The organism is Senegalimassilia anaerobia JC110 (assembly GCF_000236865.1).
Classification (GTDB): domain Bacteria; phylum Actinomycetota; class Coriobacteriia; order Coriobacteriales; family Eggerthellaceae; genus Senegalimassilia; species Senegalimassilia anaerobia.
In genome coordinates this window covers 769,952-782,271 of the sequence record NZ_HE611014.1, presented here as the reverse complement: position 1 = coordinate 782,271, position 12,320 = coordinate 769,952, and the positions used below count along the sequence as shown (strand labels likewise).

The window sequence follows — 12,320 nt, the reverse complement described above, 5'->3', positions numbered from 1 at the left end:
CGCCCTTGCCTCAGGGCGGGGATGTATATTACGCGGCTGCCGCCCTCTTGACAATCCCCTGATGCGATTTTGCGCTGGTCTCCACATCCTGTACACAATATATGGCCTTTTCCTTTCATTCCTTGTGTCCATGCTTCTCTATCACCCTACATATGGTGGTAGTTTTCGATTGCAACACACCCTGACACAACGCAGATCCCCTTAGAACCAAGCCCTTTACGGCTAAGCACGTTCATTCATTTCTTCATTTCCGGCTTATATAGAGCTTATATTTCCGCTTTTCCTTATTGCCTCTTTACCTAATTCGGCTTCTATTGCGCCTCGAGCATTCTTCCCCTCGAGCTTTCCTGTTGCTCATGCGGTGGATGACTCGCTTTGCCCTCTATGAGATCCACGGCATTCTGAAAACGGCTGTCCGCCGTTAAGGCGCAAAGCCTTGCCGCCTTCCTGTCCGCTTCCTGGCATCAATCGATTGCTTGATCCTGTCGTTTGTCGAACAGTGATAGGCTTACCCCCTTAAGACCGGCACTCTTTTTGCCCCGACCCGTTCGTCGGCAACCTGGAAACGGCTGTTCGCCGTAATCGGATGCGGTCTTGGCTCTCCCCCGTTCGTTTCCTTGTTTTACTATGGGGTTGATGAACCCTCTATAAGGTGGTGATGGATTTGAGCGCAGATCTGCGGATCGAACTTCCTGAGGATGCCCTTGCGCTTCTTTCTATATTGGATACCGCGGGATTCGAGACTTGGGCCGTGGGCGGCTTTGTGCGCGATGCGCTGTTGGGTCGAGCTTGCTCGGATATCGATATCGCCTGCAGCGCGATGTGGGCCGACACGAAACGCGTTTGCGAACGGGCGGGGCTGAGAACCCACGAAACCGGGGTTGCCCATGGAACCATCACCGTTATCTGCGGGGATTCGGCTTTCGAGGTTACGACTTTTCGCAGCGATGGACAATATAATGACGGAAGGCATCCTGATTCGGTGTCGTTCGTGTCATCGATCGAGGAAGATCTTGCTCGCAGGGACTTCACCATCAATGCTATGGCTTGGCGACCCGATCGAGGTCTAATCGACCCCTTCGGGGGAAAGGCCGATATCGAGCTCGGCGTCATCCGTGCAGTCGGCGATCCCCATCAAAGGTTCGCCGAAGATGCGCTGCGCATCCTGCGGGCTTGCCGTTTCAGCGCTGAGCTTGGGTACGCCATCGAACCTTGCACGTATCAGGGAATGTTGGAAAACAAGGGATTGTTGTCGAAGATATCCGCCGAACGCGTAACCCATGAATTGCAGAAACTGCTGCTTGGCCCGCATGCCGGCGACGCTTTGCTTGGCTGTTTTGATGCGCTTTCGGCCGTTTTGCCCGAGCTTGTCGCCATGAAGGGCTTCGATCAGCAGACGCCCTATCACATATACGACGTGCTTGAGCATACCGCTCGGGTCGTCGATGGCGTTCCACCCTACCCGTTGGTTCGCTGGGCCGCGTTGTTCCACGATATGGGCAAGCCCGCGTGCTTCTTCAAAGACGAACACGGCACCGGGCATTTTTACGGCCACGCAGCAGTGAGCGTTCCCATAGCGCGCGGCATCATGCAGCGGCTGACGTTCTCCAACGCCTTCATCGATAGGGTACTTGCTTTGGTGAGACGTCATGACGACGTGGTGCCGGCTAACCCTAAAGCGGTGAAGCGCATGCTGGCACGGCTTGGCGGCGACACCGAGCTGTTCGCCGCGCTTTGCGATTTGAAGCGAGGGGACGCGAGGGGGCAGTCGCCGAAGTTCAGCGGCCCGCGTATAGCGCTTGCCGACGATCTGCAACACACTCTTGAGGAGATAATCGCCGCCGACGAGGCCTTCACGGTCAAGTCCTTGGCTATCAACGGGCGTGACGTTATACGGCTGGGAGTTGCCCAAGGGCCCGAGATTGGAGAAACCCTTGCACAATTGCTTGATGCCGTTATCGATGGAAAAGTTGCTAATTTGGCACCTGACCTGGAGGAATACGTATTACGCAACGTGATTGGGAAAAGTTTTTCAAAAAAGTTGCCAAAAAGTGTTGACGAAATAGGCGAAGGTGCGTAATATATCTTCTCGCGCCTGGCCCTCCGAAATAAGTCGAAGGAAACGGCGCAGAGGATTTGCCACTGGGGTGTCGTCTAATGGCAGGACAGCGGTTTCTGGTACCGTATGTGAGGGTTCGACTCCTTCCACCCCAGCCATTTTTGGTAGATTCGTTTAATGGCTCCGTCGTCTAGCGGTTTAGGACGTCGCCCTCTCAAGGCGAAGGTCGCCGGTTCGAATCCGGTCGGAGCTACCAAGCTTTACCCAGGCCACGTATTTCGCGGCCTTTTTAATGGCTCCGTCGTCTAGCGGTTTAGGACGTCGCCCTCTCAAGGCGAAGGTCGCCGGTTCGAATCCGGTCGGAGCTACCAAGTGTTCAGCCGGGGCTTTTGCCTCGGCTTTTTTGTTATCAGCGATACCGCCCCCTGCTCGAGCTGCACAATACAGTACGCAGCAAGCTTCGCAAACGCAGTACCGTGGAGGCAAGAACTCCTATCTCGATATCATCATTCCCGATATACGTAGCCTCGGCTGTGCGCCGCAGGTTGGACGGCGGATACTCTCGACTCCTAAGCAAAAAATCGGCTGCTGCCTATTCGATATGCAACAAGCAACATGATCGAAAGGCTGAAGGAGCATACACGCGAATAACGTAGCGGACCTATAAGCACTCGGCACACATCGAGGATTGCGAGAAATTACGGGTGATGCGACGAATGCCGAGGGTTGGCATATGGGCTGGGCGAATCACGCTGTACGCGTTCCCAACTCTTGCGAAGAGGCGTCGCCTTCCCGATGCTCGATAAGGCGACGCCTCTTCTGGATACCCAGGTGATCGCACTGGACATGATGGGCTAATTGGATATATCCTCGCTGGCATGTGACGAAACCGAAAGGCCGACAGACGCGTCGCTGGGGACGATGCAGCAATCGGGCCTTCAACGTTTTGAAGAAAGGTTGACCATCATGCGAATCGACCGCATTCTTTGCAGCAAGCGCGTATTCACCGGTTTGACCGATAGCGCCGAGGAACTTGCCATCGCCATTTCCGGGGATAAGATCGCATTCGTCGGACCGAAAGAAGATGCGCTTGCGTTAGCCCGCGAAGCCTACGGAAATGCCGAACCTGAGGTGGTCGACTACGGCGACGCCTTCATCGCGCCCGGCTTCCATGACTCGCACGTGCACTTCTTCCATTCTGCGGTGTACTCTTCCCCGCTTGCCACGAACTTCCTGGGCGACAACGAGGCCGACTGCGTCGAGCGGATGAAGCGTTTCGCGCAGGGGCGTCCTGAAGGGTGGCTACTCGCCCAGGGCTGGCGCGAATATCGATGGGACCCGCCGGTGCTACCGTCGAAGCACTCGCTTGACGAGGCCTTCCCCAACCGCCCCGTGGCGCTGTACTCCGGCGACGCGCACACGCTGTGGCTCAACAGCTGCGCGTTGACTGAGCTGGGAATCGATCGCGACAGCGTGCCCCCTGCGGGAGGAAGCTACGACAGAGATGCCGATGGCGACCTGACGGGCATCGTGCGCGAAGCGGCCGCCATGGAGCTGATGCCGCGCATCATGAACGCATTTTCCGATGACGAGATAGCCGATGCTTATCGCGGGTTTTTGCGTACGTTGGCACAAAACGGCATCACGAGCGTTTGCGATATGTCGCTCATGGCCAACCCCGGCCTGGACTTCATCCGAGACGATGTGCATGCGCGCCTGCTTGAATCCGACGAGCTGACGTGCCGCGTGAACCTCTTCCCCACCCTGCTTGAGGATATGAGCAGGTTCGAGGCGATGTCTGCGCGCTATACGGGCCCGGTTCTGCGCTGCGCCGGTTTCAAGCAGTTCTTCGACGGCGTATCCAGCCAGCACACCGCATGGGTGACCGAGCCTTATAGCAACGCCCGATGCGAGGACGACTGCGGAAGGCCCACCATCGAGCCCGACAAGATGCGTGCGCTGGTGATGCAAGCAGCCGAGAAGGGCTACCCTGTGCGCATCCACACCATCGGCGATGCGGCGATCCACGAGGCGCTGAACATCTTCGAGGATGCCCGCGCGCAATTCGGCCCGCTTCCCGAGGGGCGCCATAACTGCCTTGAGCATCTGGAGAACTTCCTGCCCGGCGACGTGGAGCGCCTGGCCGAGCTTGATGTGATCGCCGCGGTGCAGCCGCCGCATATGACGCTTGACCCGGGCGGCCCCGAGCGCGACTTGGGAGACGAGCGCGTGAAGCTGATGTGGCCGTTCAGGACCATGCTGGATGAGGGCGAGACGCTTGCGTTCGGCACGGATTCGCCGGTGGTGGACGTGAATTCCATGGGCGTGCTGTACAGCGCCGCCACGCGCCGTGACCCGCAGACGCGTGCACCCGAAGGCGGCTGGCGCCCCGAGCAGCTTATCAGCCGCGCGGAGGCTATCCGCGCATACACCGCCGGCAGCGACGCGGCAGCCCAGCGCAACGGAGAAGCAGGCGTGCTGGCAGCAGGCAAGCTGGCGGACATGGCGGTGCTCGACACCGACCTGCTTACATGTTCCGACGACGAGATCTTGGATGCACATGTTACCGCCACCTGGATGGGCGGACGCTGCGTGTTCGAGGCCTAGAAAGACCGAAACGCCCCAAGATGGCCAGCGAGCCCCCTTCCGTTTCTGCGTTACCGCGAAACAGAAGGGGGCTCGGTAAGCCTCTTGGGGCGCTTAGCATTTATAACGTCGGCGCCTGAGAGCAACGGCGTGGCGCCGGAGCCGCCGCTTGTTTAGGCGCTGTAGGGCAGGTGCGGCTTTCCGTGGCACCACATGTGATCGAGGGGACCGCTGCCCTGCCCAAGGTCAAGGCCGGTTGACAGAGCGCCTCGTACGAAGCCTTTCGCGCGGCGAACCGCCTGCTCGATGCCGTTCCCCTGCGCCAGACCGCTTGCGATGGCGCTGGAGAGCGTGCAGCCGGTGCCGTGGGTGTTGCCGGTAGCGATGCGCTTCGCCCTCAGCCAAGCGTGACGGCCATCGGGCAGGACGAGCAGGTCGTCGGCGGTATCGGCGCGATGGCCGCCCTTGACGAGCACGGCCCCGTTGGTTTTCCCCGAAAGCAGCTTCGCCGCCTGCATCATGCCCTCGTCGTCGACGACGGGAAAACCGCACAGCACCTCGGCCTCGGGCACGTTCGGGGTGATAACGTCGGCCAAGGGCACCAGGTTCGAGACCAGCGCATCGACAGCCTGCTGCTCGATGAGGCGAGAGCCGCTGGTGGCCACCATGACCGGGTCGACCACCACGTTGCGCGCCTGATGGAAACGCAGACGCTCTGCGATAACGTTGATGATCTGGGCGGAGGGCGCCATGCCGATCTTCACCGCATCGGGGCGGATATCCTCGAACACCGCATCGATCTGCGCACCGACCACTTCAGGCGAAATGTCCTGCACGGCGCGGACGCCGCAGGTGTTTTGCGCCGTGATGGCGGTGATGACCGTTTCCGCATATAGACCATACGATGCGATGGTCTTGATATCGGCCTGGATGCCCGCTCCGCCGCTTGAGTCGGAGCCTGCGATGCTGAGCACTGCTTTCATCGGAAACCTCCCTTTGACGCCAGCGCTATCGGCTTACTCGTTGTCGAGGTCGATGACGAGGCCGTCCATGATGGTGTTGACGGTGCGCACGGCGCACATCTTGCCGCACATGGTGCAGGTGCCCTCGTTGCTCGGCGGGGCGCTTTCGAAGACCTTGCGCGGGCGAACCGGATCGATGGCAAGACCGAACTGCTCTTCCCAGTCCATACGGCGACGGGCGTCGCTCATGCGGTTATCGCGGTCGCGGGCGCCGGGGATGCCCTTGGCGATATCGGCGGCATGCGCGGCGATCTTCGTGGCAACCAGGCCATCACGCACATCCTGCGCATCGGGCAGGCGCAGATGCTCGGCGGGCGTGACGTAACACAGGAAGTCGGCGCCCGAGGAGGCCGCCACAGCGCCGCCGATGGCGGCGGTGATGTGGTCGTAGCCCGGGGCGATATCGGTCACGAGCGGGCCGAGAACATAAAACGGCGCGTTGTGGCACAGGCGCTTCTCCAAGCGCATGTTCGCCTCGATCTCATTGAGGGCCATATGACCGGGACCCTCCACCATGACCTGCACGCCGGCGTCCCATGCGCGCTTGGTGAGCTTGCCGATCTCGATGAGCTCGGCGATCTGGCCGGCGTCGGTTGCGTCGTAGGTGCAACCAGGACGCATGGCATCGCCGATGGAGATGGTCACATCGTGTTCATGCAAGATCTCGAGAACCTCATCGTAGTGTTCGTAGAACGGGTTCTCGTTGCCGGTAGCCTCCATCCAGGCGAAGATGAGCGAGCCGCCGCGGCTAACGATATTCATAAGTCGGCCGGTTTCCTTGAAGGATTCGATGGTGCGGCGGTTCATGCCAGCGTGGATGGTGACGAAGTCGACGCCATCCTCGGCATGGCGGCGGACCACATCAAGGAAGTCCTCCGCTTTGATGGCGATGAGGGCCTTCTCCAGATAGCCGATGGCGTCGTACATGGGCACGGTGCCGATCATGGCAGGCGACTTCTCGATGAGCTTGGTGCGGAACGCCTGGGTTTTGCCGCTGTTGGAAAGGTCCATGATGGCCTCGGCGCCAAGCTCGATGGCCGTATCGACCTTCTGCCACTCGACGGATTCGTCGGCAAGGTCGCCGGAGATGCCCAGGTTGACGTTGACCTTGGTTCGCAAGCCCTCGCCGACGCCTTCGGGCGACAGCGACGTGTGGTGGATGTTGGCCGGGATGGCGATGCGGCCGGCGGCGACGCCCTCGCGGATGAACTCCGCGCTGCGGCCTTCCTTCTCGGCGACCACGCGCATGGCGGGCGTGATCTGCCCCGCGCGGGCGAAGTCGATTTGCGTGATGAGGTTGGAGGATTCGTTACCCATAGATGCTCCCTTCGTTGGCATTACCCATGCAGGTTCGGCGGGTCGAGGCTTATGCGGGGCCTCCTCTCAGCCTGCCCGGCGCACGGCGCTAGCAAGCTCCCCCGATATACGGTTGATGTGGCCGCTATTATATCCCCGGCTACTAAGAAGTTTCCCAAGGCAAAGGATAAAAGACATAAAGCGTGCCCGACTCCACAGCGATGGTGGCCTCCTGGCCGATCAGCTCGTTGGAAAGGCCGAGGCTGGTTCGATTGGTGAGGGGCTCGTCGTCAAGCGAATACTCCAGCCCACGCTCGATGACGCCCTCGGCGCGATCGTTTGCCGCGAAGACCGAGACGGTGCCCTTCTCCACGTTATCGGGAAGGGTGAACACGTCGGGACCGGTAACGCAGCGGATGGCGAATCCCTCGGCGATGCCGGTAACGTAGAACCCACGCTCGGAGTACGCGGCGAACAGCTGCAGGTTCGCCAACGTATGATCGAGCCTGCCGCCGATGCCGCCGTATACATAGATGTCGGTATGGCGATAGTTCGCCGCTCTTTGGAGGGCAAGCTCCATATCCGATGCATCCTTGTTCACGGGATGACGGGAAACCCGCTTCGCACAAGGAACGTAGCCGAGGGAGTCGAAATCGCCGATGGCCATATCAGGCGCAACGCCGAGCCGATCGAGCGGGGCGAAACCGCCGTCGACAGCGATGATGAAGTCGAAAAACCCCTCGTTATAGCGTGCCATGAAATCTTGTTCGTTGAAATATGTGGCGCCAACCAATGCGCAGGTTGTCATGATGCTCCTTGTTTCGGTTCCGATATGGTAGAATACCACACTGTGAGCGGGCCAGACGATCGCGCGCCGCCTTGAGCGGCGTGAGGAAAGTCCGGGCTCCAAAGGGCAAGATGCCAGCTAACGGCTGGGCGGGGCGACCCGACGGAAAGTGCCACAGAAAAGTAAACTCCCCCGCGCAAGCGGGAGAAAAGCTGAAACGGTGCGGTAAGAGCGCACCAGCGCGTTGGCAACAACGTGGCTTGGAAAACCCCATCTGGAGCAAGCGCAAATAGGAATGCCATACGGCCGCCCTTCCGTGCATTCGGGTTGCGTGCTTGAGACGCGCGGTGACGCGCGTTCGAGATAAATGGTCGTCCAACGACAGAACCCGGCTTATCGACTCGCTCGCGTTTTTCAAAAGGCTCCCGTTCGGGAGCTTTTTTGTTTCATAAGCATCGCGCTTATCGATGTCCGGCGACGAAGGATGCCTGAACGCGAGCTTTAGCAGAACCTTATTGGCCGGCCCTGCATTCCGCGCCATCAACCGCAATTCCTTCCAATTAGACGAAAGCGGGGATCAAGCTTGTGCTTGATCCCCGCTTCATCGTGCGCAATGCTCGAAAGCGCTCTATGAGGATTAATGACCTTGGCGGTTGGGCCGAGACCGGCACACGCGCTCCGTGAACCTGCAGGCGTTTGTTGCGGCAGATTAGTCGAGATCGTCGATCTCGAAATCATCGGCGGCATCGCCGAAGCCGGAGAAGTCCTTCTCAACGCTGGAAGCCACAGGAGCAACCGAACCGGTGACCGCGGGCGATGCAGCGGTTACGGCAGCAGCCGGAACGGCAGCCGGGATTGCGTGCGCGTCGTCATAGGCATCGGAGCCGTCAACGGTGAGCGGGGCCTGCGGCGCGGTTGCAGCGGCCTCTTTCACGACCGGCTCGGAGTCGACATGCGTGGCATAGCGGCCATGCTGACCGGACGCGAGCGCGCCGGCGGCCTTCGGGGCCTTCTCGCCGATTTCGGCAAGCTTGCGAGTGGCGTCGGTGATGAAGTCGTTGAGCAGGTCGCGATAATCCTCGCGCGCCTCCTCGCGATCATCCTCGAGCTTGTGAATAGCATCGATGACCTTCTGGCGATCGTTCTCGGCCTTGTCGAGGATGCGGTCGGCCTCGTCCTCGGCATCCTTGACCGTGGCGGCAGCATCGGCCTTGGCGTTGGCCAGGATCTCGTCGGCGGAGCGCTGGGCGATGATGAGCGCCTGGGCGATGGCGTTGCCGTCGGCCTTCTTGGACTCGAGCTGCTTCTCGAGCTCGGCGATGCGGGCATCGCGCTCGGCGATGGCGGCATCTTTCTCGGCCAGGATAGTCGGGTCGATGGAGTCTGCGGGCTGGTCTTCCTGCTCGGCGGCGTGCTCGGGCTCGGGCTCGTCGAACACCTCATCGTCGAAGGTGGCCGGGCGGTCGAAGCCGGCGAACGTGTCCTCGCCGATCTGGCTTTGCAGCGAGGCGATCTGCTGATTCAGGCCGTCGATCTCATCGGCGACGTGCTCGAGGAAGACATCGACCTCGTCGACGTCGTAGCCCTTGCGATCGATGGAGAAGCTTTGGTTATGGATTTCAGCAGAGGTGATAGCCATCTTTGTATCCCTTCATCTGATGTGCGGGAATGCGCAGGTGCGCATCTAGAACAAGTTTACCAACAAACGTACACCGAATTGTAGTACAAGCAGCGCGACGATGGGCGTTACGTCCACCATACCTCCAATAGGGGGGATCAGGCGCTTGAACAGGTTCAAATACGGGTCGCATATGCGCGCGAGCACGTTGTTGATGTCTGCGAGGATGCCCCGATCGGTCGGGAACCATGACAGCATGACGTATACGAAGATGATCATGCTGTACGCATCGGAAAGCGACACGATAAGATACTTCAAACTGAGCATGCGGGGTGTTTCGCTCCTTGCTAACGCCCCGGGCGCCAAGCCCGGGGTCGGTTTCGATACGTACGGTTACAGGATGCCCTGAGAACGCAGGCTTGCACGCTCGGCTTCGCTGAGAGCCGCCCCGCGCGCGATGACGAAGACCTTGTCGGCGACGCAGTCGACGCTTGCATCGAGGGCGCTCGAAACGCCGAACGAGAAGTCGAGCACGCGCTTAGCCAGCGCATCGGGGGTTTCCTTGAGCGCAAGTACCACGGCATCTCCGGCTTTGAGGGCTTTTGCGACCTTCTCGCACTCGCCGTAGCTGGCGGGCTTGACAATGGTGACCGAACGCGTGGGGCTGTGCGTGCCCGTTGCGGTGCCCTCGTAGGCCTTGTACGGATCGAACGAGGAGGCGGCGGAAGCAGCCTTGGCAGCCGCCGTGAACGCACCTTCGATAGGCTTCGCGGCCGTCTGGGCGGTCGGGGCGGCGCTGGATTCGGCAGCCTCGGCGGCGGTGGTGCTGAACAGGGCGTTCAGGCTTTCCGAACGCTCCTGGTCGGCAGCTGCCGCAGCCCTTGCGTTGGGCGTGTTGGCCGGAGCGGTGAACGCCGGGTCCACCATGGTACGGTTGCCGAAGGATGCCGAGCTGACCTTACGCGGCGGCAGCGGGTCGCGGTTCAGGCTGTCGGGCACGGTGGTGTGCGCGCGCACGTCGTCGATGGAGACGAGCTTGGCCGGGCGATACCCGCCCGAGCCGACAGACGTACGGGCATGATTGCCGCGCGCGGGACGCGTGGTGACCGAATCGTACGGATCGTAGTTCGAGCTGGGGGCAGCATCGTCCTCTTCGTAGTCATCGTCGTAATCGTCGTAGTCGCCGGAATCGTAATCGTCGTAGTCCTTGCGGCCGCGATCGTAGTAATCGCCGCCATCGGAGAACCCGAGTTTGGACTTGATGCTGTCGAGCATGCCTTCGGGCTTGTTGAACTTGGGCATTGCCATACCGCTCTCCTGCTTCGTTTCTTAAGGACGGCGGTCGACGCCGCCGCTGCATGTTCGGTATTGCGGACGCGAGCCTTATGCCTGAACGGACTCGAAGGAGTCGCTGAACAGAGCTCGGCCTATCCGCACCATGGTAGCACCCGCGCAAACGGCCTCGCGCCAGTCCTCGCTCATGCCCATGGAAAGTTCATTGAAGCGTGCGGCCTGCTCAGAGGGAAGCTGGCTGCGCAACGCGTCGCGCAAGGCGGCCAGACCCTCGAAGCACTCGCGCGCCACATCCAGGTTACCCTGCGGGGCCATGGTCATAAGGCCGCGAACGGCGATGTGGGGGAACGTCTCGGCAAGCTGCAGCGCAGCAATCGCCTCATCCGGGGTGAAACCGCTTTTGCTCTCCTCCCCCGACACGTTGACCTCGAGCAGGATGTCCTGCACCTTGCCAAGACGCTCGGCCGCCTGGTCGAATTTGGCGAAATGCTCTTCTTTGCAAACCGAGTGCACAAGCGATGCGCAAGCGACGATCTCGGGGATCTTGCGCGACTGGACGTTTCCGATGAAATGCCAGGTTTGCTCCGGCAGCTGCGCCACCTTGGCGGCAAGCACGTCGGGGCGGTTCTCGCCGAAATCGTGGGCTCCCGCGGCGATGGCTGCGGAGATGGCGGGCGCATCGACCGTCTTGGACACGGCGATGACCTTCACTTCGCGCGGGTCACGTCCGCACGAAGCGCACACGCGGGCAAGCTCTTCGAGCGTTTCCTGATAATGCTGAGCGAATGGCATGGCTATGCTTCCTTTCGAAACGCGATGGCGCCATGGCGGCCGCAGGTGCCGCCGGATGCCCTGTACGAGAAGTAGAGCTGCGGATTGCATTGCGTGCAGATGCCCGCATCGCAGATGCGCGCAGGGTCGACGCCTACGGCCGCAAGCTGGACACGCAACGCATCGAGCATGCTGACGTGACGCGATGGGCGAACGCAGCCCTGCCCGAAAAGCTCGGCGAAGCGCTGCTCGACCTCGCTTCCCACCTCGAAGCAGCAATCGTGGATGTGCGGGCCGATGTAGACGTTGTAATCGGCAGCGATTTCGTGCTGCTCATCAGGCGTTTTCGCTCCATCTTCGAGCGCTAGGCGCTTGACGCACGAAGCCGCGATGCCGCCGACCACCCCGCGCCACCCCGCATGGGCCACGGCGAAGCGCCCCGTGGGCGACACCGCGATGACGGGCGTGCAATCGGCGAAGCACAGCATGGCCGCCACGTTGGACGCGGTGACCACAAGCGCATCGGCAGCGGCTTGCGCACGTTGCTGCGCTGCAACGACGCTGGCGGCATCGGAGGCGTGAATGGAGACGATTTCGGTGCCGTGCACCTGGTTGGGCACGATGACCGGAACGCCTTCGCCGTCAAGCGCCTGCATGGCAAGGCGGCGGTTCTCCATGACATGATCGAGGTTGTCCTGCACGTGGGCACCGAGGTTCAGCGACGCGAACGGCCCCTGGCTTGACCCCCCGTCGCGCCCGGTGAAGGCGATGCGGACACCGCAGGCCTGACAGAGCGCATCGTCGGTGAGCATGGAAATGCGACGCGCGCCGCAAGGGCGCGCGTCGAGTTTCGGTGCAGGCAATGTTTCGCACACGGTATGCAAAGCT

The 12,320-nt window shown here is 61.0% G+C and carries 10 protein-coding genes, 3 tRNA genes and 1 other RNA gene; 6 read left to right on the top strand and 8 right to left on the bottom strand.

Annotation, left to right across the window (positions count from 1 at the left end):
• Window positions 1–658: 658 nt before the first annotated feature.
• From SFHG_RS03315 to SFHG_RS03295, 5 genes are all read left to right on the top strand, one after another.
• The gene (locus SFHG_RS03315) at window positions 659–2,080 is read left to right on the top strand and encodes a CCA tRNA nucleotidyltransferase (protein ID WP_081468902.1); all 1,422 of its coding nucleotides are present in this window, start codon (window positions 659–661) and stop codon (window positions 2,078–2,080) included.
• A 63-nt stretch (window positions 2,081–2,143) separates the two neighbouring features.
• Window positions 2,144–2,217 (top strand) — tRNA-Gln (locus tag SFHG_RS03310).
• Between the two features lie 21 nt (window positions 2,218–2,238).
• Window positions 2,239–2,315: transfer RNA gene (locus SFHG_RS03305), tRNA-Glu, on the top strand.
• A gap of 38 nt (window positions 2,316–2,353) precedes the next feature.
• Window positions 2,354–2,430: transfer RNA gene (locus tag SFHG_RS03300), tRNA-Glu, on the top strand.
• 595 nt (window positions 2,431–3,025) lie between these two features.
• Window positions 3,026–4,666 carry an amidohydrolase gene (locus tag SFHG_RS03295; protein ID WP_042433358.1) on the top strand — a complete coding sequence of 547 codons (1,641 nt, stop codon included), beginning with the start codon at window positions 3,026–3,028 and terminating at the stop codon, window positions 4,664–4,666.
• Window positions 4,667–4,818: 152 nt separating this feature from the next.
• Here SFHG_RS03295 and thiD read toward each other — a convergent pair whose 3' ends face one another.
• The 3 genes from thiD to SFHG_RS03280 all read right to left on the bottom strand — a co-directional run bounded on the left by thiD (window position 4,819) and on the right by SFHG_RS03280 (window position 7,720).
• Window positions 4,819–5,628, bottom strand: coding sequence for a bifunctional hydroxymethylpyrimidine kinase/phosphomethylpyrimidine kinase (thiD, locus tag SFHG_RS03290; RefSeq protein ID WP_042433355.1), 810 nt, complete (start codon window positions 5,626–5,628; stop codon window positions 4,819–4,821).
• Between the two features lie 33 nt (window positions 5,629–5,661).
• Entirely contained in the window at window positions 5,662–6,984 is a 1,323-nt protein-coding gene (gene thiC, locus SFHG_RS03285) for a phosphomethylpyrimidine synthase ThiC (RefSeq protein ID WP_081468901.1), read from the bottom strand.
• Window positions 6,985–7,126: 142 nt separating this feature from the next.
• Window positions 7,127–7,720, bottom strand: coding sequence for a thiamine diphosphokinase (locus SFHG_RS03280; RefSeq protein ID WP_202898057.1), 594 nt, complete (start codon window positions 7,718–7,720; stop codon window positions 7,127–7,129).
• A 94-nt stretch (window positions 7,721–7,814) separates the two neighbouring features.
• Between SFHG_RS03280 and rnpB the strand changes: the two genes are divergently transcribed.
• Window positions 7,815–8,162, top strand: an RNA gene (gene rnpB, locus SFHG_RS10070) — RNase P RNA component class A.
• A gap of 297 nt (window positions 8,163–8,459) precedes the next feature.
• Here the strand turns inward: rnpB and SFHG_RS03275 are convergent.
• The 5 genes from SFHG_RS03275 to SFHG_RS03255 form a co-directional block, all read right to left on the bottom strand.
• A complete protein-coding gene (locus SFHG_RS03275) occupies window positions 8,460–9,389 on the bottom strand; it encodes a DivIVA domain-containing protein (RefSeq protein ID WP_042433346.1) in 930 nt (309 codons plus the stop codon).
• Window positions 9,390–9,434: 45 nt separating this feature from the next.
• Window positions 9,435–9,695, bottom strand: a complete 261-nt coding sequence (locus tag SFHG_RS03270; protein WP_042433343.1) for a YggT family protein — start codon at window positions 9,693–9,695, stop codon at window positions 9,435–9,437.
• A 66-nt stretch (window positions 9,696–9,761) separates the two neighbouring features.
• The gene (gene sepF / locus SFHG_RS03265; RefSeq protein ID WP_042433340.1) at window positions 9,762–10,676 is read right to left on the bottom strand and encodes a cell division protein SepF; all 915 of its coding nucleotides are present in this window, start codon (window positions 10,674–10,676) and stop codon (window positions 9,762–9,764) included.
• Window positions 10,677–10,751: 75 nt separating this feature from the next.
• Window positions 10,752–11,453 carry a YggS family pyridoxal phosphate-dependent enzyme gene (locus SFHG_RS03260; protein ID WP_042433337.1) on the bottom strand — a complete coding sequence of 234 codons (702 nt, stop codon included), beginning with the start codon at window positions 11,451–11,453 and terminating at the stop codon, window positions 10,752–10,754.
• 2 nt (window positions 11,454–11,455) lie between these two features.
• Entirely contained in the window at window positions 11,456–12,307 is an 852-nt protein-coding gene (locus SFHG_RS03255) for a purine nucleoside phosphorylase YfiH/LACC1 family protein (protein WP_042433715.1), read from the bottom strand.
• Window positions 12,308–12,320: the final 13 nt, after the last annotated feature.

What these genes read in the sequence shown, in the direction of transcription:
- SFHG_RS03315 (WP_081468902.1), top strand. Translation starts at nt 659, where the DNA reads ATGGATTTGAGCGCAGATCTGCGGATCGAACTTCCTGAGGATGCCCTT.
- SFHG_RS03295 (WP_042433358.1), top strand. Translation starts at nt 3,026, where the DNA reads ATGCGAATCGACCGCATTCTTTGCAGCAAGCGCGTATTCACCGGTTTG.
- thiD (WP_042433355.1), bottom strand. Translation starts at nt 5,628, where the DNA reads ATGAAAGCAGTGCTCAGCATCGCAGGCTCCGACTCAAGCGGCGGAGCG.
- thiC (WP_081468901.1), bottom strand. Translation starts at nt 6,984, where the DNA reads ATGGGTAACGAATCCTCCAACCTCATCACGCAAATCGACTTCGCCCGC.
- SFHG_RS03280 (WP_202898057.1), bottom strand. Translation starts at nt 7,720, where the DNA reads ATGGCACGCTATAACGAGGGGTTTTTCGACTTCATCATCGCTGTCGAC.
- SFHG_RS03275 (WP_042433346.1), bottom strand. Translation starts at nt 9,389, where the DNA reads ATGGCTATCACCTCTGCTGAAATCCATAACCAAAGCTTCTCCATCGAT.
- SFHG_RS03270 (WP_042433343.1), bottom strand. Translation starts at nt 9,695, where the DNA reads ATGCTCAGTTTGAAGTATCTTATCGTGTCGCTTTCCGATGCGTACAGC.
- sepF (WP_042433340.1), bottom strand. Translation starts at nt 10,676, where the DNA reads ATGGCAATGCCCAAGTTCAACAAGCCCGAAGGCATGCTCGACAGCATC.
- SFHG_RS03260 (WP_042433337.1), bottom strand. Translation starts at nt 11,453, where the DNA reads ATGCCATTCGCTCAGCATTATCAGGAAACGCTCGAAGAGCTTGCCCGC.